A 17,490-nucleotide genomic window follows, 5' to 3' on the forward strand; every position below is an offset into this window, starting at 1 on the left:
GGGATCGGTGAGTGGGGAGTGCCGGTTGGCGCGGGCCGCGGTGACGAGGCTCGCGGAGCCGGGGGACGAGCTGATGGGCCGCTGGCTCGCGGAGCTCGGCCCCGAGGAGGTCTGGCGCGCCGTGCGCGCGGACGACCGGCTGCCCGGCGCGAGCCGGGACCGCTGGGCGGGGCTGCGGCTGCGCGCCAGGCGGGCGGACCCGAGCCGGGACCTGGCGGCGATCGCGGCGGTCGGCGGCCGGTTCCTGTGCCCGGGGGACCGGGAGTGGCCGAGCCAGCTCGACGACCTGGGTCCGGCGCGGCCGGTGGGTCTCTGGGTGCGGGGCCCCTGCTCGCTGCGGTTCGTGGCGCTGCGCTCGGTGGCCGTGGTGGGCTCGCGGGCGTGCACGGACTACGGGGCGCACGTGGCGGCCGAGTTCGCCGGGGCGCTGGCCGAGCGCGGCTGGGCGGTGGTCTCCGGCGCGGCGTACGGGGTGGACGGCGCGGCGCACCGGGGTGCGCTCGCGGTGGGCGGCCCGACCGTGGCGGTCCTGGCCTGCGGGGTCGACGTGGGCTATCCGGCGGCGCACCGGGAGCTGCTCGACCGGATCGCGGGCGGCGGGCTGCTGGTGGCCGAGTTGCCTCCCGGGGAGCATCCCACCCGGGCCAGGTTCGTCCAGCGGAACCGGGTGATCGCGGCGTTGACCAGGGGCACCGTCGTGGTGGAGGCGGCGCGGCGGAGCGGTTCGCTGGTGACGGCCAGGCACGCGAGCCGGCTCGGTCGGCATCTGATGGCCGTGCCCGGTCCCGTGACGTCGAGCCTGTCGGCGGGTGCGCACCGGCTGATCAGGGAGGCGGCCGTGCTGGTGTCCGATGTCGCGGAGATCATCGAACTGGTGGGAGACATGGGCGAGTTGCCGCCCGAGGAGGCGAGCCCCGCCGTGCCGAGGGAGTTGTTGGCGCCGGAGGCGGGACAGGTGTTGGAGGCGTTGCCCGCGTGGGGGGCGCTGGGCGCGGAGGAGATCGCGCGCCGGGCGTGCACGGGCGAGGCGGCGGCGCTCGCCCGGCTGCGGGAGCTGAGCTGCCTGGGCTTCGTCGAACGGGTGGGCGAGCGCTGGCAGTTGTCCTGCCCCACCGGCCGACACGCGGGCGGGGGTGATCAGGCGGGAAGTGCCGGGGTGTAACACCACGGTGCGGGCAGCGGAACGTATCTGCGCATAGCCGAGCACCGTCCACATGCGCAATGCGACCCGACAGTCACGCTACGCTCACAGGGTTCTGTCGACAGAACCGCTTCCCCGCACGCACACCTCCCGCAGGTCATCCCGCAGAACGGCTCAAGACGACGCATGCCACAGCACTCCTCCGGGCCCCGGAACGCGGCTCCGGCTGCCCCGGCCGTGACGGAGGGCGCCACCGTTCCCGCCGCGCCGACCGCCCTCGACGAGCTGTGGCGCTCGTACAAGGCCAGCGGTGACGAACGGCTGCGCGAGCAGCTGATCCTGCACTACTCGCCGCTCGTCAAGTACGTGGCGGGCCGGGTGAGCGTGGGCCTGCCGGCCAACGTGGAGCAGGCCGACTTCGTGTCCTCCGGGGTGTTCGGCCTGATCGACGCGATCGAGAAGTTCGACCCGGGGCGCTCCATCAAGTTCGAGACCTACGCGATCACCCGCATCCGCGGCGCCATGATCGACGAGCTCAGGGCGCTGGACTGGATCCCCCGCTCGGTGCGGCAGAAGGCCAGGGCCATCGAGCGGGCCTACGCGACCCTGGAGGCGTCGCTGCGCCGCACCCCCTCGGAGTCCGAGGTCGCCGAGGAGATGGAGATCTCCCTGGAGGAACTGCACACCGTGTTCAGTCAGTTGTCGCTGGCCAACGTGGTGGCCCTGGAGGAGCTGCTGCACGCGGGCGGCGAGGGCGGTGACCGGCTCAGCCTGATGGACACGCTGGAGGACACCGCGGCCGACAACCCCGTGGAGGTGGCCGAGGACCGGGAGCTGCGCCGGCTGCTGGCCCGCGCGGTGAACACGCTCCCCGACCGCGAGAAGACGGTGGTGACGCTCTACTACTACGAGGGCCTGACGCTGGCCGAGATCGGCGAGGTGCTGGGGGTCACCGAGAGCCGGGTCAGCCAGATCCACACCAAGTCCGTGCTCCAACTCCGCGCCAAACTGGCGGACGTGACCGGCTAGGCGCGATCCGGCCGCCGGTGAACCGCCGACCCTCTACAGTGAGGGCGTGCCCAGGATCCGAGCGGCCACGGTGGCCGAGCACCGGAGAATCCAGCGCGACGCCCTGCTCGACGCCGCCAGGTCACTGCTGTCCGAGGGCGGTGTCAGGTCGCTGACCTTTCCGGCGCTCGCCGAGCGCACCGGGCTGGCCCGTTCCTCGGTCTACGAGTACTTCCGCTCCACCGCCGCGCTGGTTGAGGCGCTGTGCGAGGTCGACCTCCCGCTGTGGGCGGCCGAGGTGGAGGCGGCGATGGCGGCGGCCGACACGCCGGCCGCCAGGATCGAGGCCTATGTCAGGCACCAGTTGACGCTGGCCGCGGACGGCCGGCACCGGGCCCTGATGGCCGTCGCGGCCGGCGAGCTGGAGGCCGCGGCCAGGGCCGGCACCCGCCCCGACGCCGCCTGGGAGCGGATCCGGGCGGCGCACGGCGGCATCGCCGAGCTCGTGGTCGGCGTGCTCGCCGAGCTCGGGCACGAGGACCCGCGGCTGGCCGCCAGGCTGCTACAGGGCGTGATCGACGCGGCGGTGCGCTGCGGCCCCGGCCAGGGCGTCGCCGAGACCGCGGTTCGGATGGCCCTGCGCGCCGCCGGCGCGGACCGGGGCCTGGCCGCCCGGGAGTGGGACGCCACCGACGGGCAGGAGTCTGACGGGACCGGCGCCTAGCAGCCGAGCGGGCAGCAGCGAGAGCGGATCGAGGTACGTCTCGTCGCGCAGCAGCCCCCAGTGCAGGCAGGCCGTCGGGCAGTGGAAGGGCCCCTCGGCGAGCGTCCCGACCACCTCGCCCGCCGCCACCCGGTCCCCCACCGCCACCGAGGCCAGCACCGGCTCGTGCGTGATCCGCAGCGGCGGCTCACCCCCGCCGTCCAGCTCGATGGTGAGCACCCCGCGCCCGGCCACCCGCCCGGCGAACGTGACCCGCCCGGGCGCCGCCGCCCGGACCTCGACCCCCGGCGCCGTGGCCAGGTCGACGCCGCGGTGCCCCGCGGCCCACGGCGCCGGCGGCGGATCCCAGAGCCTGGCCACCACCGGCCTGGGGCCGCCGGCGGGCCCTGGCACCGGCCAGGAGCCGGCGGTCCCGTCGGCAGCCGGCGCGTCGGCCGCGGGCCAGGCGAGCAGAAACACGGAGAGCAATGGGTTCAGCACTGTCAGGAGAGCCATGCGGCCAGGTTGCCGCCTCCGGCCCCCGGGCGGGGAGACGGGCCGTCGCGCTGTGGACGACCGGCGATCTGTGGATACCGCCGGCACCCGTACGGGTGACTTCGGAGCGTCAGGAGCCGCGCGCGCCGCCGAAGCCCGAGTCCTCTGGGAGGTCGAGCTCGCTGCGGTTCAGCTCCTCGATGTTCACGTCCTTGAACGTCAGCACGCGCACCTGCTTGACGAAACGGGCCGGCCTGTACATGTCCCACACCCAGGCGTCGGCCATGGAGACCTCGAAGAACACCTCACCCTGGACCGAGTGCACCTGCATCTCGTAGTCGTTGGTGAGATAGAAACGCCGCTCGGTCTCGATCACATACGTGAATAGCCCGACCACGTCCCGGTACTCCCGGTAGAGCTTGAGCTCCATCTCGGTCTCGTACTTTTCGAGGTCCTCGGCACTCATGGCGTGATCCCCTTCAGCCGTGCGTTCCCTCATTGTGCGCCACCGGAGGCGTCGGCACGCCATGGCGGTCCGACCGAGCACGGGTGAGCCGGCCCACGACGGGCCCGGAGAGCGCTCCGCAGACGATCAGCAGGCCCCCCGCCACCGTCGCGTACGCCAGCGGCCGCAGCGGCCCCGCGCCCGACACCCCGCCCGGCAGCTCGGCGAAGCCCGAGGCGGCGGGCAGCACGCCGAGACGGTCGAAAGGCCAGACGGTGGCCTCCACCCGCCCCGACACCGCCGTCAGCGGCACCGTGCCGGGGTCGGACTCCGTCATGAGGTTCCGGGAGTCGAGCGAATCCACCCGGTCGTCGCCGAGCAGGAAGATCTCGCCGTCGGGGACGGTGGCCTCGAAGCCGACGCCCGCGGCGCCCTGCGCCTCCTCGACGTACGGCTCGACGATCGGCTCGCCGTTCACCGTGAGCCGCCCGCCCTCGTCGCAGCAGGCCACGGTGTCGCCACCGACGCCGACCACCCGCTTGATCATCGGGCTGTCGCCCCAGAGAGCGTCGCGGAAGACCACCACGTCCCCGCGCCGCACCTCGGAGCCGTCTATGCGCTGCGCCAACACCCGGTCGCCGGCCATGACGGCCGGCGACATCGAGTTCGTCGGCACCGTGTAGGGCTGGTACAGGAAGGCCGCGAGCACGAAGCCGCCGAGGAAGAGCACGCAGCCGACCCCCACGGCCACCGCGGACAACCTCCGACCAAGTCGCCCGCCGTGCCCCGGCGCTCCGCTCATCCGCCCCGCCCCTCCCGATCAGTGGTCAGGAGGTGACCCTACCCAGCACCGCACCCGGCGGTCAGCCCTTTTGCGCCACGCCGCCCTCCGCGCCACCGGCGGCCGCGGACTCGGTCGCGGCGGCCGCCTCGCGGGCCAGCAGCCGGCGGCGCCGCCACAGCACCAGCGGCACCGCGGTCGCCAGGCCGATCGCCCCCGGGCCGACGAAGCCGGCCGCGCTCTGCACGGAATCGAACGCGGACGGCACCGGCAGGGTGGACCACCGGTTCACCGGCCACGCGATCACGATGGCACGCCCGACCACGTCGTCCTCGGAGACCGTGCCCCGCCCCTCCAGGTTCTGGTGGTACCGCGAGTCGAGCGAGTCCTGCCGGTGGTCACCCATGACCCACAGCCGCCCCTCGGGCACCGTGATCGGCCCGAAGGGGCGGTCGCCACACGGTGTGTTGCCCGGGAACAGGTAGGAACTCTCGTCCAGCGGCTCCCCGTTGATCATGACCTGGCCGCCGTCCTGACACTCCACGGTGTCCCCGCCGACCGCGATGACCCGCTTGATCAGGTCCTGGTCCTCGGCGGACGGCATCAGCCCGATCCAGCTCAGCGCGTCCTGAACGGCCGCGCCGAAGCCGCCGTTCGACGGGGTGTCACCGAGCCAGCCGTCGGGATCGTGGAAGACGATCACCTCGCCGCGCTCCGGCTCCGCGCCGAACCACGGCGTGAGCTTGTCCACCAGCACCCGGTCGCCGCGCTGCAGCGTGTCCTGCATCGAGTTGGACGGGATCGAGAACGCCTGCACCAGGAAGGTCTTGATCAGCAGCGCCAGGACGATGGCGATGCCGATCAGGATCGGCAGCTCCTTCCAGAACGAACGCTGCTTTGCGCCCTGGCCGGGCGTCGCGTCCGAGCCGTCCTCGCCACCATCATCCTTCCTGGCCTCTTCGCCAGGGTCGCTCGCAGGCGCATCCGCGCCATCCGTGCCCGAGTCGCCTTCGGTCCCGTCCTTCGGAGGCGGGGGCGCTGAGCCGGATGCCTCGCCGCCCGGGGCCTCCGGACGCTCCTCCGGGTCCTCCGCGCCGGACCGCGCACCCACCGCAATTTCCCCCACTTCCGCTCCTCACACTCCGCTCCGGTCCGTGCGGGTTCCGCAACAGACCCACCACTCCCATAACGAGCGGAAGTTCCGCAGGGCTCGGGAGTCGCGCGATTTCACCGTCATTCTCCCCCTCGCCCGCCGTCCCGGGCAGTCGGCCCGCCGCCGCGTCGGGGTCACCGGTCCCGGCCTCGCCCGGATCGGGCACGGCGGAGAACGCCTCGGTGCCGCCCAGACCGCTCCAGTGTGAGAAGGGCCAGGCGATCACGACGGCGCGCCCGACCACCAGGTCGACCGGCACCGTGCCGCCCTCCTCCTCCAGGTGGTAGCGGGAGTCGGCCGAGTTGGAGCGGTGGTCGCCCATCACGAACAGCCGGCCCTCGGGGACGGTCACCTCGAACTCGATCTGCGAGGGCTCGTTGCCCGGGTGCAGGTAGGGCTCGTCCAGCGGCGCGCCGTTGACGGTGACCCGCCCCTCCGGATCGCAGCAGGCCACCGTGTCGCCGCCGAGCGCGATGACCCGCTTGATCAGGTCCTGGTCGTCGTCGGACGGCAACAGCCCGATCCACGTCAGGAAGTCCTGGGCCTGCCGCACGCCGATCGGACCTTCGGACCCCGAGTCCTGCTCGCCCTCGAGCCAGCCGCCCGGGTCCCGGAACACCACCACGTCGCCGCGCTCGGGCTCCCAGCCGAACCAGGGCGTCAGCTTGTCCACCAGCACCCGGTCGTTGATCCGGATCGTCTGTTCCATCGAGCCTGAGGGGATCACGAACGCCTGCACCAGGAACGTCTTGAGCCCGAGCGCGATCACCAGCGCGGTCACGATCAGGATCGGGATCTCCCGCGTGGCACGCAGCCGGCGGCGCCGCTTGATGCGCCTGGCCGCGCGCCGTCGGTCGGCCCGGCCCTCGCCAGGGCCCCGCAGGGTGCGCGGCGGTTCGTCGTGCGGCGGCTCGTCACGCGCCCCCTCGGCCGGCGCGGGCGCCGGCGTGGGCGGCTGTTCGTCGGGCGCCACGCCCCACACCTGCCCGGTGGTCCCGCCCGGCAACGGCGTGGACGACCTGGGCGGGAAGCCACGCGTCTCGGGGAGCTCGGCCGTGCCCTCCGGCGCCCCGCCGCCCCGCGGCGCGCTCCTCGGCGGAAAGCCCCTGGTCTCCGGGAGTTCGGGCGGCTCGCTCGAACCTCCACCGCGCGGGTCGCCCGGCGCCCGTGTCTCGCCCACGCGCCGCTGACCGCCGGCTCTGCGCCGCCCCGGCTTGGCCCGGCCGCGGTCACCCATGGTCCGACCGCAGGGAGCTCCAGCGGCCTATCGGCCAACCGATCCAGTCCACCCGGCCGATCACCCTGTCCTCGGAGACGGTCCCGCCCCCCGGGGAGCCCAGATACTCCCTGGAGTCCGCCGAGTCAGAACGGTGGTCACCCATCACCCACAACCGTCCCTCCGGCACTTGGATATCAAACCTGACATTCGAAGGTCTGTCCCCCGGAAAGAGATAGGGCTCGTCCAGGGGTTCGCCGTTGACGGTGATGCGCCCCTCGGCGTCGCAGCAGGTCACCCGGTCCCCGCCGACGCCGATGACCCGCTTCACGTAGTCGGTCTCGGACGAGGTGCCGAGTCCGACCGCCGCGACCAATCCGCGCACCAGACCGACCAGCGGCCCGTCGTCCGCCGCCTCGGCGTCGAAGGAGCCGGTGCCGTCGAAGACGATGACGTCGCCGCGCCGCACCTCCTCGCCGAACCGGTAGGCCAGCTTGTTCACCAGCACCCGGTCGCCGACCTGGAGCGTGCCTTCCATCGAGCCGCTCGGGATCACGAAGGGCTGCACCACATAGGCACTGGTCAGCGACGTGATCAGCACCGTGCTCAGTGCCACGACCACCCAGAAACGCACCGAGCGCGACCACCGACACCAGACCCGCTTCGGGGCCGGCGCGGGGTCGCGCTCGGGAAGTCGTGCGTCGGAATCGGTCACGCCTGATGGTAACCGGCCGCCCGCGCGCGTCAGTTCTCGCGCTTCTCCTTGATCTTGGCGGCCTTGCCGCGCAGGTTGCGCAGGTAGTACAGCTTGGCGCGCCGGACGGCACCGCGGGTGACCACGTCGATCTTCTCCACGACCGGGGTGTGCACCGGGAAGGTGCGCTCCACGCCGACGCCGAAGCTGACCTTGCGGACCGTGAAGGTCTCACGGACGCCGGAGCCCTGGCGGCGGATGACCACGCCCTTGAACTGCTGCACGCGGGAGCGGTTGCCCTCGATGACCCGGACGTGCACGTTGACCGTGTCGCCGGGGCGGAAGGCCGGGATGTCGTCGCGCAGGGACGCGGAGTCGACGCTGTCGAGGAGGTTCATGACCTGCTGCTCTCCGTCGCTGATGCCACAGGCCATCAGCGGAACGTTGTGTGGATGGTGACGATCGTGGTGTGCGGCTCGCGCCCCCGGCGGGCGGCTTTCCCCCTGTGGCAGGGTCGCGCGCCGGATGTGAACGGAGCCAGCCGCCTATTCTTCCACGCCACCCGACGGGCGCCAAAATCGGCCGTCGGCGTCCTGCCGCCAGCCGAGCCCGGCCAGCGTCTCGCGGTCGTGCTTGTCGAACGCCTCGGGCTCGCAACCCTCGATGAGCTCCGGCCTGTTGAGGGTGGTGCGGCGCAGCGCCTCGTCCCTCCGCCAGCGGGCGATCCGCCCGTGGTGGCCGCTGACCAGCACCTCGGGGACGCCACGCCCACGCCACTCCGGCGGCTTGGTGTACACCGGCCCCTCCAGCAGGGCGGCCATCGCGCCGGGCGCGAACGAGTCGTCCCGGTGCGACTCGGCGTTGCCCAGCACCCCGGGCAGCAGCCGGGCGACGGCCTCGACCATCACCAGCACCGGCGCCTCGCCGCCGGCCAGCACGTAGTCGCCGATGGAGACCTCGCGCACGTCGAGCCGCGCGCCGTACTCCTCGATCACGCGCCGGTCGATGCCCTCGTACCGCGCCGGCGTGAACACCAGCCAGGGTGCGCCGGCCAGCTCGACCGCGAGCTCCTGGGTGAACGGCCGGCCGCTGGGCGTCGGCACCACCACCACGGGGTCCGCCTCGGGGCGGTCGCCGGCCAGCAGCGCGTCCAGCGCCTCGCCCCACGGTTCCGGCTTCATCACCATGCCGGGACCGCCGCCGTAGGGGGTGTCGTCCACGGTGTGGTGCCGGTCGTGCGTCCAGCTCCGCAGGTCGTGAAGGCGCACATCGAGCAGGCCACGTGCCCTGGCCTTGCCGAGCAGCGACACGTTCAGCGGCTCGAGGTACTCGGGGAAGATCGTGACGACGTCGATCCGCACCGGTCAGTCCTCGTCGAGCAGGCCGGGCGGCGGGGAGATGACCACGCGCCGCCGGTCGAGGTCGATCTCGGGCACGAACTCGGCGACGAACGGGAGGAACGCCTCGCCGCCGCCCTCCCTGGCCACGACCAGCAGGTCCTGGGCGGGCAGGTGGGCGATCTCACCGATGGTGCCGACCTCCGAGCCGTCGGCCGTGACCACGGTGAGGCCGACCAGCTGGTGGTCGTAGAACTCCTCCGGGTCGTCGGGGCTCTCGTCGGGGTCGACGTCGGCGAGCAGCAACGTGTTCCGCAGCGCCTCGGCCGCGGTGCGGTCGTGCACACCGACGAACCGCAGCAGCAGCCGGCCGCTGTGCACCCGGCCGCTCTCGATGGTGAGCGGCCCGGCCCCCGGTGGGTCGGTGGCCAGGACGCTGCCGGGCGCGAGCCGCGCCTCGGGCTCGTCGGTGCGCACCTCCACCGACACCTCGCCCTTGATGCCGTGGGCGCGGCCGATGCGCGCGACGACCAGTTCCACTGTGCTTCCGTTCTCGCGATCTTGACGTCGGGGACGGGCGGTCGCGGCCCGGGCACACGGAGGGCCGGGAGCGGCTCTCGCCACGCCCGGCCCTTCGTGCGCTGCCATACGCGCCCTCAGCGGATCTCGTCCGCGTCGACCAGGTCGACGCGGATTCCCTTCCCGCCGAGTGCGCCCACGACCGTGCGCAGCGAGCGCGCGGTGCGGCCGTTGCGGCCGATCACCTTGCCGAGGTCGTCGGGGTGGACCCGGACTTCGAGCACGCGCCCGCGACGCAGGGTGCGCGAGGCGACCTGGACCTCATCGGGATTGTCGACGATGCCCTTGACCAGGTGCTCCAGGGCCTCTTCGAGCATTCTCAGCCCTCGGTCGACTCGGCCGGGGCCGCGGCGGCCTCGGCGTCGGCCTTCTTGTCGGCCTTCTTCGCCTTCGGGGTGATGGCCTCACCCTTGGACGAGTCGCCACCCGACGCCTTCGCGGCGGCCTCGAAGAGGGCGCGCTTGTCCGGCTTGGGCTCGGCGACCTTCATCGGCGGCGGCGCCGGCAGACCCTTGAACTTCTGCCAGTCGCCGGTGACCTTGAGGATGGCCAGCACCGGCTCGGTCGGCTGCGCGCCGACACCGAGCCAGTACTGCACGCGCTCCGAGTCGACCTCGATGCGCGAGGGGTTCTGCACCGGGTGGTACAGGCCCAGCTCCTCGATGGCACGGCCGTCCCGGCGGGTCCGGGAGTCCGCGACGATGATGCGGTAGTGCGGCGAACGGATCTTGCCCAGTCGCTTCAGCTTGATCTTGACTGCCACGGGTGTGGTGTCTCCTGCGTGTGTGACGAGTGAGCCGCGCCGGGCGACCGCGTGGGGTTGCGACGCCGGGGGCCCGGTGGACGCGTCAGCCGGAGGAGAGAGGGGTCCTGTGCGACTGCCGAGTACAGCCGCCCATTGTGCCATAGGCCGTCAGTGGGACGCGGCCACGGCCAGTGCCTCCGCGATCTGGAACGGCTTCTTGCACGCGCCGCAGACGATCGGTGCCTGCGCCAGAACGGACGGGACCACCCGCACGTTCCGCCCGCACTCGCACACGGCCTTGACTCGGACGCCCCCGCCCGATGAGCCGTGACGCGCGGCGGGGCCGCGGAAGCTGCGCTTGGTGTCGGTCGCGGTCGCCACGACGTGCGCCTTGAGCGCGCGCTGGAGGCGCTCGGCGGTGGGCCGGTAGCGGCGCCTGGTCTCGGGCGTCATGGCGACGAGCGAGAACCCGCTGCTCGGATGCGGGTCCTCGCCGTGGTCGAGACCGAGCTCCTCGGCGATCGCGAGAAAACGGCGGTTGTGGTAACGGCCGGCACGGGAGGTGTCCCTGACCCCCCGGGCGGCGGCGATGCCGTGCACGGCTTCGTGCAACAGCCTTTCGAAGGAGAGCTCGGAGCCACAGGCGGACGAGGACTCTCCGATCAGTGATTCGGGCGCGGCCAGGTCCGGCAGCTCCGGGTGGTGCCGTTGAATGTCGGCCCACGCGTGCGCCAGCTCGGCGGCGAGAACTGGTGGTGTCGTGCTCACGTCGTACCTAACGAGCAAGTCCCCCCGTGTGTTCCGATTCCGGGTCAAGTCCCCGAATTTGCACTTACCAGTCAGTTCACCGCCAATGCGGGCGCCTGGCGGCGGGCTTGGCCGGTGAACGTGCCCCTTGGACGCGGGCGGCGGCCAGGCGGTTCCCGCGGGGCCCGCCTGCCGGCGGACCGGTCAGAAGGCGGAGCACAGTCGGCTGCCGGAGATGGTCCCGACCCTACTCCCCCGCTCAGCGGGGCGGTGACGCTCAGCGGCCGGCCGTACGGGCAGAGCCGAGCGTACGGGTGCCCGAGGCGGGCGGCGTGCCAGCGCCGGCCCGCGGGGCCGGGTGCCCCGGCCACGACCTGTCGCCAGGCGCGGACGCCTGGCGACGGATCCCACGCCGCGCCGGGCTACCCACCCCCCGATCACGTGCCGACGGCGCGAACCGACCCGGCGGCACGCCACGGGACCGGCATCGCCGCGACCGCCGGGTACGACCGGAAAGCCGGGCGGCGAAGCGCACCACCGGCGCCGCGCGGCGCGGTGCTCGGCGCGCCGCGCCGGCGGCTCGGCCGTGGCGCGCGAAGCGCGGCCCCGACCCTCCCGCGCTTCGCGCGGAAAGGGCGGGCGGGTGGTGGGACCCTCCCCGCCCCGTGGGGCCGTGCGCCGCTCGCCGCGGCGCTCAGTACGCGCGGCCGACGACGGCGATGTTGCCGGGGGTGTCGACGGACTCGGGGACGGAGCCGTCCTCGGCGACCAGGCAGCGCACGGAGACCGCGTCCTGGGCGAGGCGCGCCTCGCCCTCAGGGCCGAGGTCGGCCCACGGGATGCGGGCCCAGCCGCCGGCCGTGGCGGCCTCGACGGCCTCCTCGATGGTCCGCACGTCCGAGGTGCGGGACTCCCGCCGCTCGCGGGACTGGCGCAGCAGCAGCTCCTGGTCCTCGTCGAGCAGGCCGGGCAGCAGCTTGGGCAGCGCCTCGATGGCGACCGGCTCCTTGCCGCCGGGGATCCGGCGGGCCAGCATCGCGGTGTCGGCGGCCACGTCGCGCGGCCCGACCTCCACCCGCACCGGGACGCCCTTCAGCTCCCAGTCGACGGCCCGGCGGCCGAACGGGGTGTCGGTGCGGTCGTCGACCTCGGTCCTGATGCCGGCGGCGGTCAGCGCGGCGCCGATCTCCCGGACCTTGGCCAGCACGGCCGGGTCGTCCTTGATGGCGAGCACCACGGCCTGGGTGGGCGCGAGCCGCGGCGGCACGCGCAGCCCGTTGTCGTCGCCGTGCGACATGATGAGGCCGCCGACCATGCGGGTGGAGGCGCCCCAGGAGGTCTGCCAGACAAGGTCGCGCTCGCCGTCGGCGGCGAGGAAACGGGTGTCGAAGGCGCGGGCGAAGTTCTGCCCCAGCTCGTGGCTGGTGCCCATCTGCAGCGCCTTGCCGTCGCCCATCATGCCCTCGAGCGTGCGGGTGTTGATGGCGCCGGCGAACCGCTCGGCGGGGGACTTGATGCCGAGCACGGTGTCGATGGCGAGCACGTTCTCCATGAAGTCGGCGTAGACCTCGTGGTGGATGCGGGCCGCGAAGTCACGCGCGTCCTCGTAGGTGGCGTGCGCGGTGTGGCCCTCCTGCCACAGGAACTCGGTGGTGCGCAGGAAGATGCGCGGGCGCATCTCCCAACGGACCACGTTCGCCCACTGGTTGAGCAGCAGCGGCAGGTCGCGGTAGCTCTGGATCCACTTCGAGAAGTACTCGTTGATGATCGTCTCGGACGTGGGCCTGACGACCAGCGGCTCCTCGAGCTGCTTGCCGCCGCCGTGCGTGACGACGGCGAGCTCGGGAGCGAAGCCCTCGACGTGCTCGGCCTCCCTGGTCAGATAGGACTGGGGGATGAACAGCGGGAAGTACGCGTTGCGGGTGCCCGTGGCCTTGATCCGGGCGTCCATCTCCTGCTGCATCCGCTCCCAGAGCCCGTACCCGTACGGTCGGATGACCATGGTGCCGCGGCCCGGGCCGTTGTCGGCCAGCTCGGCCTTGCTGATCAGGTCCTGGTACCAGCGCGGGAAGTCCTCCGCCTGGGGGGTGAGTACGGGAGCCTTAGCCATGCCGCTGATGGTACGGGGCCCGGGCGCCCTGGTGTGAATCGGTTATCGCGGGGCGCCCGGCCGGCGTCACTTGGGGGGCAGCATGTCCCGGAACTCCTTGGGCAGTTCGAAGTCGCCCGGGTCGGCTCCCGCACCCGGCAGACCGAAGGCGGCGCCCTCGTCCTGACGCTGGGAGGCGGCCTCCTCCTCGGCCCTGCGCTTCATCGGGTTGCCCGAACGGCGGGCGCCCTTGCCCTTCTTCTGCTGCTTGGCCTTCCTGCGGGCGCCGCCGCCCATGCCGGGGATCCCCGGCATCCCGGGCATGCCGCCACCCTGGGCCATCCGCGACATCATCTTGCGCGCCTCGAAGAAGCGCTCCACGAGGCCCTTGACGGCGCTGACGTCCACGCCGGAGCCGCGCGCGATCCTGGCGCGGCGCGAGCCGTTGATGATCTTGGGGTCGGCGCGCTCGGCCGGGGTCATGGACTTGATGATGGCCGCGGTGCGGTCGACCTCGCGCTCGTCCAGGTTGTTGATCTGCTCCCGCATCTGGCCCATGCCGGGCATCATGCCGAGCAGCTTGGAGATGGAGCCCATCTTGCGGACCTGTTCCATCTGGGCCAGGAAGTCGTCGAGGGTGAACTCCTTGGGGCCCTTGGCCAGCTTGCTGGCCAGCGCCTCGGCCTCCTGCTGGCTGAAGGTGCGCTCGGCCTGCTCGATCAGGCTGAGCACGTCGCCCATGCCGAGGATCCGGGAGGCCATCCGGTCCGGGTGGAAGGCGTCGAAGTCGTCCAGCTTCTCGCCGTTGGAGGCGAACATGATCTGGCGGCCGGTGACCTGTGCGATGGAGAGCGCGGCACCGCCGCGGGCGTCGCCGTCGAGCTTGGAGAGCACCACGCCGTCGAAGCCGACGCCGTCCCGGAAGGCCTCGGCGGTGGTGACGGCGTCCTGGCCGATCATGGCGTCGACCACGAACAGGATCTCGTCGGGGCTGACCGCGTCCCTGATGTCGGCGGCCTGCCGCATCATCTCCTCGTCGATGCCGAGGCGGCCCGCGGTGTCGACGATCACCACGTCGTACTGCTTGTCGCGGGCGAAGGCGATCGAGTCCTCGGCGACCTTCACCGGGTCGCCCACGCCGTTGCCCGGCTCGGGGGCGAAGACGGCCACCCCGGCGCGCTCGGCGACGACCGAGAGCTGGTTCACGGCGTTGGGGCGCTGGAGGTCGCAGGCGACCAGCAGCGGGGTGTGGCCCTGGCCCCTGAGCCACTGGCCCAGCTTGCCGGCGAGGGTGGTCTTGCCCGCGCCCTGGAGGCCGGCGAGCATGATCACGGTCGGCGGGTTCTTGGCGAACCGCAGCCGCCTGGTCTCGCCGCCGAGGATGCCCACCAGCTCCTCGTTGACGATCTTGATGACCTGCTGGGCGGGGTTGAGCGCCCTGGACACCTCGGCGCCCAGGGCACGCTGCTTGACCTGGGCGATGAAGGCGCGCACCACGGGGAGCGCGACGTCCGCCTCGAGGAGCGCGATGCGGATCTCGCGCGCCGTGGCGTCGATGTCCGACTCGCTCAGGCGGCCCTTGCCCCTGAGGTTCTTGAACGTTGCCGCGAGGCGGTCGGAGAGAGTGTCGAACACGGCGCTGGCGGATCCTTACAATCGGCGGTCATCTCGAAGGCGTGCCCTCCAGCGTATAGGCCCGGCGCCGGTGCGGTCAGCCCGCTGGCCCGCCCCCGCTCCCCCGGCTAGCCGGCCAGCGCGCGCTCCAGGTCGCGGGCCAGGGCGGCCGCCTCGGCGTCGGGCAGGGGGGCGCCGCCGGGTCCGGTGACGTAGAACGCGTCGACCGCGTTGGCGCCGAGCGTGCTCACGTGGGCGCTGCGCACGTACGCCCCGGCCGCGTCGAGCGCCCGGCCGATGCGGTGCAGCAGGCCAGGGGCGTCCTGGGCGCGCACCTCGATCACGGTGGCAAGACGGGAGCCGAGCGGGGCGACGGTGACTCGGGGCGGCGGCGTGGGGTGCGACCGGCGCGGGCGGCGGTAGGCGGCCTCGCGCTCGGCGAGCCGGCCGGCGATGTCGAGCGAGCCGTCGAGCGCGCGCACCAGGTCGGCGCGGAGCCGCTCGGCCTGCGGCAGCGAGCCGTACTCGGCGGCCACCCGCCAGTCCAGGAGCAGCACCTGTCCCTGGCCCGTGGGGTCGATGGCGCGCAGCTCGGCCGAGCGCACGGTGAGCCGATGCAGCGCGAGCACCCCGGCGACGGCGGGCAGCACGCCCGGCTGGTCGGGGAGCGCGACCACGAGCTCGACGCCGACCGGCTCCGGTCCGCGCTCCTCGTCCCGGTCGCCCGCGGCCGCCTCGGCGAGCGGCGGCTCGGGGCGCGCGTGCAGGGCGAGCACCGGGGAGCCGGTGCGCATGGCCTCGACGGCGAGCCGCTCGGCGGCGACGGTGGGGCTCGGCGGGCCGGTGCGGGGCGGGGCGCCGCCCTCCTCCAGGGTGGCGGCGACCCGCTTGACCAGGTCGGCGACGAGCGAGGCGCGCCAGCCCGACCAGGCGGCGGGCCCGGTGGCGAGCGCGTCGGCCTCGGTGAGCGCGTGCAGCAGTTCGAGGGCGCCGGGGGAGCCGACCGCCTCGGCGACGTGCGAGACGGCGGCCGGGTCGTCGAGGTCGCGGCGGGTGGCGGTCTCGACCAGCAGCAGGTGGTGGCGGACCAGGGTGCCGAGCACCTCGGCGTCCTCGGCGGGGAAGCCGATGCGGCCGGCCATGTCGCGCGCGATGGTCTCGCCGACGACGCTGTGGTCGCCGGGCCAGCCCTTGCCGATGTCGTGCAGCAGGGCCGCCACCAGCAGCAGGTCGGGGCGCTGGACGCGGCGGGTGAGCGCGGAGGCGCGCACGGCGGTCTCCACCAGGTGCCGGTCGACGGTCCAGCGGTGCACGGGGTTGCGCTGGGGGCGGCAGCGCACCCGCTCCCAGTCGGGCAGCAGCCGGGTGATCAGCCCCGCGGCCTCCAGCGCCTCCCAGACCGGGACGGCGTCGGGCCCGGCGCCGAGCAGGGTGATGAACTGCTCCCGCGCCTCGGCGGGCCAGGGGACGGGCAGCGGGTTGTCGGCGGCGGCGAGCGCGTGCACGGCGGGCAGGGCGAGCGGCAGCCCGGCCTGGGCGGCGGCGGCCGCGGCGCGCAGCGGCAGCACCGGGTCGCGGTCGGGGCGGGCGGTGCGGGCGAGCACCACCTCGCCGTCCTGCTCGACGACGCCCTCGGCGAGCGGGGTGCGCTCGTCGGTGACGGGGCGGCGGGTGGAGCGGGTGCCGAGGATGGTGCGCAGCCGGCGGCGGGCGCTCCTGGCGCGCAGCACCCGGCCGACCTCGCGCCACGTGACGTCGGAGGCGTAGGAGATGGTGCGGGCGGCCTCGTAGACGCGGCGCAGCAGGGCGTCGGCGTCGAGCATCCCGAGGGCTTCGGCGACCTGGTCCTGGTCCTGGAGGGCGAGCCGGTCGGTGGCGCGCCCGGTGGCGAGGTGCAGGGCGTCGCGGACGTCGAGGAGGGTCTCGCGGGCGGCGTCGAGGCCCTGGCGCGGCGCATCGGCCACCCAGGAGGCGGCGACGGCGCGCAGCGCGGTGGCGTCGCGCAGGCCGCCCCTGGCCTCCTTGAGGTCGGGTTCGAGGAGGAACGGCAACTCGCCGTGGCGGCGGGCGCGTTCCCGGCCGAGCTCGTGCAGTTCGGGGAGGCGGGCCGGGGCCTGCGCGCGCCACTGGGCGAGGAGGGCGGTGCGCAGTTCGGCGGTGAGGGCGCCGTCGCCCGCGATGTGGCGGGCGTCGAGCAAGCCGAGGTGGACCTTGAGGTCGTCGGCGGCCGTCTCGTGGGCCTCGGTGAGGGTGCGCACGGAGTGGTCGAGGGCGATGCCCAGGTCCCACACGGGGTACCAGAGGCGGTCGGCCAGGGCGGCGATCTCCTTGGCGGAGGCGCTGCCGTCGTGCAGCAGCAGGAGGTCGAGGTCGCTGCGCGGGGAGAGCTCGCCGCGGCCGTAGCCGCCGACGGCGACCAGGGCGACGCGGCCCGGGCGCGGTCCCTCGCCGAGCAGGCCGGCCAGCCAGGCGTCGGTGAGACGGGCCAGCTCGCCGCGGCGCGCGGGACCCGGCCGTTCCTCGTCGCCGAGGAGGCGCAGCCTGGCGGCCGCGTATCCGCCGTCCGCCGCCTCGTCGGTGGTCGGTGCCGTCTCCGCCGTCATGCGGTCCCCACACTCCTGTCGGTCATGGTGGTGCCCGTGCGCCGGGGGGGGGGGGGGGGGGGGGGGGGGGGCCGGGGGGGTTTGAAAAAAAAAAGGCCCCCCCACCAAAAAGAATTGTGGATGGAGGGGGGGGGGGGGTT

16 protein-coding genes and 2 pseudogenes are annotated in these 17,490 nt (G+C 73.6%); 3 read left to right on the forward strand and 15 right to left on the reverse strand.

Annotated elements, in window-relative coordinates:
* Positions 1 to 40 precede the first annotated feature (40 nt).
* The 3 genes from dprA (at position 41) to ACFWI8_RS28920 (ending at position 2,873) form a co-directional block, all read left to right on the forward strand.
* Positions 41 to 1,162, forward strand: a complete 1,122-nt coding sequence (gene dprA / locus ACFWI8_RS28910; protein ID WP_387097460.1) for a DNA-processing protein DprA — start codon at positions 41 to 43, stop codon at positions 1,160 to 1,162.
* Positions 1,163 to 1,327: 165 nt separating this feature from the next.
* Positions 1,328 to 2,170, forward strand: a complete 843-nt coding sequence (whiG, locus tag ACFWI8_RS28915) for an RNA polymerase sigma factor WhiG (protein WP_387097463.1) — start codon at positions 1,328 to 1,330, stop codon at positions 2,168 to 2,170.
* Between the two features lie 70 nt (positions 2,171 to 2,240).
* Complete coding sequence (locus tag ACFWI8_RS28920; protein WP_387097492.1) at positions 2,241 to 2,873, forward strand: helix-turn-helix domain-containing protein; 633 nt, start codon at positions 2,241 to 2,243, stop codon at positions 2,871 to 2,873.
* Positions 2,874 to 2,957: 84 nt separating this feature from the next.
* Here the strand turns inward: ACFWI8_RS28920 and ACFWI8_RS28925 are convergent.
* The 15 genes and pseudogenes from ACFWI8_RS28925 to ACFWI8_RS28995 all read right to left on the reverse strand — a co-directional run.
* Positions 2,958 to 3,368, reverse strand: a pseudogene (locus ACFWI8_RS28925) (peptidoglycan DD-metalloendopeptidase family protein); the annotation flags it as partial.
* A 109-nt stretch (positions 3,369 to 3,477) separates the two neighbouring features.
* Positions 3,478 to 3,813, reverse strand: coding sequence for a DUF2469 domain-containing protein (locus ACFWI8_RS28930; RefSeq protein ID WP_132930779.1), 336 nt, complete (start codon positions 3,811 to 3,813; stop codon positions 3,478 to 3,480).
* Positions 3,814 to 3,826: 13 nt separating this feature from the next.
* Positions 3,827 to 4,594, reverse strand: a complete 768-nt coding sequence (lepB, locus tag ACFWI8_RS28935; RefSeq protein ID WP_387097466.1) for a signal peptidase I — start codon at positions 4,592 to 4,594, stop codon at positions 3,827 to 3,829.
* Positions 4,595 to 4,655: 61 nt separating this feature from the next.
* A complete protein-coding gene (gene lepB / locus ACFWI8_RS28940) occupies positions 4,656 to 5,690 on the reverse strand; it encodes a signal peptidase I (RefSeq protein ID WP_387097496.1) in 1,035 nt (344 codons plus the stop codon).
* Between the two features lie 304 nt (positions 5,691 to 5,994).
* A pseudogene (gene lepB / locus ACFWI8_RS28945) lies at positions 5,995 to 6,963 on the reverse strand (signal peptidase I); the annotation flags it as partial.
* Entirely contained in the window at positions 6,956 to 7,657 is a 702-nt protein-coding gene (gene lepB, locus ACFWI8_RS28950; protein WP_387097469.1) for a signal peptidase I, read from the reverse strand. The gene lepB (ACFWI8_RS28950) and the pseudogene lepB (ACFWI8_RS28945), both read right to left, overlap by 8 nt.
* 29 nt (positions 7,658 to 7,686) lie before the next feature.
* Complete coding sequence (gene rplS, locus ACFWI8_RS28955; RefSeq protein WP_311601459.1) at positions 7,687 to 8,034, reverse strand: 50S ribosomal protein L19; 348 nt, start codon at positions 8,032 to 8,034, stop codon at positions 7,687 to 7,689.
* Between the two features lie 147 nt (positions 8,035 to 8,181).
* The gene (trmD, locus tag ACFWI8_RS28960) at positions 8,182 to 8,997 is read right to left on the reverse strand and encodes a tRNA (guanosine(37)-N1)-methyltransferase TrmD (protein ID WP_387097471.1); all 816 of its coding nucleotides are present in this window, start codon (positions 8,995 to 8,997) and stop codon (positions 8,182 to 8,184) included.
* 3 nt (positions 8,998 to 9,000) lie between these two features.
* Positions 9,001 to 9,513 (reverse strand): ribosome maturation factor RimM, encoded by a 513-nt coding sequence (rimM, locus tag ACFWI8_RS28965; RefSeq protein ID WP_387097474.1) that lies wholly within the window; start codon positions 9,511 to 9,513, stop codon positions 9,001 to 9,003.
* A gap of 116 nt (positions 9,514 to 9,629) precedes the next feature.
* Complete coding sequence (locus ACFWI8_RS28970; protein ID WP_311601434.1) at positions 9,630 to 9,869, reverse strand: RNA-binding protein; 240 nt, start codon at positions 9,867 to 9,869, stop codon at positions 9,630 to 9,632.
* 2 nt (positions 9,870 to 9,871) lie between these two features.
* Positions 9,872 to 10,315: a 30S ribosomal protein S16 gene (rpsP, locus tag ACFWI8_RS28975; protein ID WP_311601432.1), complete on the reverse strand. Its 444-nt coding sequence runs from the start codon at positions 10,313 to 10,315 to the stop codon at positions 9,872 to 9,874.
* Positions 10,316 to 10,465: 150 nt separating this feature from the next.
* Positions 10,466 to 11,065: a hypothetical protein gene (locus ACFWI8_RS28980; RefSeq protein ID WP_387097478.1), complete on the reverse strand. Its 600-nt coding sequence runs from the start codon at positions 11,063 to 11,065 to the stop codon at positions 10,466 to 10,468.
* Between the two features lie 673 nt (positions 11,066 to 11,738).
* Positions 11,739 to 13,154, reverse strand: coding sequence for a proline--tRNA ligase (proS, locus tag ACFWI8_RS28985; RefSeq protein ID WP_387097481.1), 1,416 nt, complete (start codon positions 13,152 to 13,154; stop codon positions 11,739 to 11,741).
* Between the two features lie 66 nt (positions 13,155 to 13,220).
* Positions 13,221 to 14,768, reverse strand: coding sequence for a signal recognition particle protein (ffh, locus tag ACFWI8_RS28990; RefSeq protein WP_387097484.1), 1,548 nt, complete (start codon positions 14,766 to 14,768; stop codon positions 13,221 to 13,223).
* Positions 14,769 to 14,875: 107 nt separating this feature from the next.
* The gene (locus ACFWI8_RS28995; RefSeq protein ID WP_387097487.1) at positions 14,876 to 17,350 is read right to left on the reverse strand and encodes a [protein-PII] uridylyltransferase; all 2,475 of its coding nucleotides are present in this window, start codon (positions 17,348 to 17,350) and stop codon (positions 14,876 to 14,878) included.
* Between the last annotated feature and the right edge of the window lie 140 nt (positions 17,351 to 17,490).

Source organism: Streptomyces sp. NPDC127098 (assembly GCF_042722465.1).
GTDB lineage: Bacteria > Actinomycetota > Actinomycetes > Streptomycetales > Streptomycetaceae > Streptomyces > Streptomyces millisiae.

What these genes read in the sequence shown, in the direction of transcription:
- proS (WP_387097481.1), bottom strand. Translation starts at nt 13,154, where the DNA reads ATGGCTAAGGCTCCCGTACTCACCCCCCAGGCGGAGGACTTCCCGCGC.
- ACFWI8_RS28930 (WP_132930779.1), bottom strand. Translation starts at nt 3,813, where the DNA reads ATGAGTGCCGAGGACCTCGAAAAGTACGAGACCGAGATGGAGCTCAAG.
- ACFWI8_RS28995 (WP_387097487.1), bottom strand. Translation starts at nt 17,350, where the DNA reads ATGACGGCGGAGACGGCACCGACCACCGACGAGGCGGCGGACGGCGGA.
- whiG (WP_387097463.1), top strand. Translation starts at nt 1,328, where the DNA reads ATGCCACAGCACTCCTCCGGGCCCCGGAACGCGGCTCCGGCTGCCCCG.
- lepB (WP_387097466.1), bottom strand. Translation starts at nt 4,594, where the DNA reads ATGAGCGGAGCGCCGGGGCACGGCGGGCGACTTGGTCGGAGGTTGTCC.
- ACFWI8_RS28970 (WP_311601434.1), bottom strand. Translation starts at nt 9,869, where the DNA reads ATGCTCGAAGAGGCCCTGGAGCACCTGGTCAAGGGCATCGTCGACAAT.
- rplS (WP_311601459.1), bottom strand. Translation starts at nt 8,034, where the DNA reads ATGAACCTCCTCGACAGCGTCGACTCCGCGTCCCTGCGCGACGACATC.